This is a genomic window from uncultured Gimesia sp., from assembly GCF_937919775.1.
In the GTDB taxonomy this organism is placed as follows: domain Bacteria; phylum Planctomycetota; class Planctomycetia; order Planctomycetales; family Planctomycetaceae; genus Gimesia.
The window spans coordinates 1-1,746 of the sequence record NZ_CALFPF010000713.1 but is presented as its reverse complement, the minus strand read 5'-3'; the positions used below and the strand labels follow the sequence as shown (position 1 = coordinate 1,746).

General features: G+C 46.8%; 3 protein-coding genes. All 3 read left to right on the top strand.

Annotation, left to right across the window (positions count from 1 at the left end; genetic code table 11):
- The first annotated feature begins 19 nt into the window (after nucleotides 1-19).
- Nucleotides 20-535 carry an O-antigen ligase family protein gene (locus Q0294_RS20180; protein WP_299469052.1) on the top strand — a complete coding sequence of 172 codons (516 nt, stop codon included), beginning with the start codon at nucleotides 20-22 and terminating at the stop codon, nucleotides 533-535.
- Nucleotides 536-729: 194 nt separating this feature from the next.
- Complete coding sequence (locus Q0294_RS20175; RefSeq protein ID WP_299469050.1) at nucleotides 730-1,458, top strand: acylneuraminate cytidylyltransferase family protein; 729 nt, start codon at nucleotides 730-732, stop codon at nucleotides 1,456-1,458.
- Between the two features lie 60 nt (nucleotides 1,459-1,518).
- Nucleotides 1,519-1,746, top strand: a 228-nt coding sequence (locus tag Q0294_RS20170; protein ID WP_366918000.1) for a DegT/DnrJ/EryC1/StrS family aminotransferase, incomplete at its 3' end; no start/stop codon positions are given.

Here is a 1,746-nt window from a genome sequence, read left to right as displayed (position 1 = left end):
TCACAGCCGTATCAATCAGGTGATCACTGAGATCAAAGAATACAGAGTCTCTCAGAAACGGCAGAGCGGTGTTAATTTGCGTCTTGAGTTTTATGAAAACAGCCTGTGTATCGCCAAATCAAATCCTCTGTTTGGATCGGGTACGGGCAGCTTTAGTCTGAAGTATCACCAGCTGACGCAGGAAAAAGAGCAGATTTCTACAGCAAATCCGCATAACGAGTACATAATGTTGCTGGTTCAAAACGGGGCCATCGGTGTTTGCCTCTTTTTATACTTCTTTTGGGTTGGCTGGCGGGCCACGCAATTGATGACAGGATTTGACCAGGCAGTTGGACAGGCGGTACTCGCTGTCTATTTTGTCGGTTGTTTTGTGAATTCGATGATGCTGGATACTACTGAAGGTAACTTATTTGGTTTTCTGGTGGGGCTTTCATTGGCCGGAGGGATTTCTGCTTTGGAGCAGAAACAAAAACCAACATTACTGGAATCTTCCGCCGAAAATGAGGAGCAGTCTGTTGTGGGCAGTGCTGCCTGAATCGTCTGCAGGGAAAGCTGAATGTTAGAATGGGTTATTTGCGTGGCTTGCTGTGTTTCAACCTTTACACCAAAAATGGTTTTAATTAATATCCACGCCCGGAATACCAGGAAAATTTTGACTGTAACTTTCAGATTTATAAACTGATTCTTCTCTCACACACGAGGTAGAGACAATTAAGAAGGAGGCCATGGATGGCCGGTGTCGTTGGATTAATCACTGCGCGAGGTGGCTCAAAAGGGGTACCTCGAAAAAATATTCAATTATTGGCAGGGAAACCGTTGATTGCCTGGACGATCGAAGCGGCATTGCAGAGCCAGGAACTGGATCGTGTCATTGTTTCAACCGATGACAAAGAGATCGCGTCAATCTCCCGGCGGTTTGGTGCCGAAGTTCCTTTTATTCGTCCCCTCGAACTGGCTTTAGATGCTTCAAGCCATGTCGACGTTGTGTTGCATGCGATTGACTGGCTGGCTGAGCATGAAGATTACGATACGGAGTATGTCGCAATGCTCCAGCCAACTTCTCCATTTCGTATTGCCGAAGATATCGATGGCGCGATTCAGTTTGCCAGAAAGAAAAATGCCAAATCGGTCATCGGGATGATGAAAGCACCAAGTCATCCCGTCTGTTTGCGCAGCATGAATGAAGAGGGCTTGCTGCTGGAGATTTTTCCTCAGCAGGAAGAATCTGCACTGCGCAGACAGGTCCTGACGGATGTGTATGCCTTCAATGGAGCTCTGTATGTGCTGCGAGCAGATTCTTTCAGAGTGGATAAGACATTCCGCCCTTATCAGGAAACGTATGGATACAAAATGCCGACAGAGCGGTCCTGGGAAATTGATACTGAATGGGAATTTACAGTTGCGAGTCTGTTGATGGAAAATATTACCCGTTCTGCTTCTCTGCGTAAGGCCGCTTAGCGATTTCTTGTGGAATGATTCTGCTATTTCTCAAATTGAATTATGCAAATAATGCGCGAACTGATTCCTTTATCGATACCGGAAATTTCCGGGAATGAATGGAAATATGTGAAGGAGTGCCTCGATTCGGGGTGGGTTTCCTCCGTTGGATCATACGTTGATCGGTTTGAACAGCGCGTCAGTGAATATGTGGGAACAGATTTTGGAGTGGCAACAGTCAACGGAACAGCAGCGCTGCATCTCAGCCTGCTTGCCTGCGGAGTTCAGCCCGGTGATGAGGTGATTGCC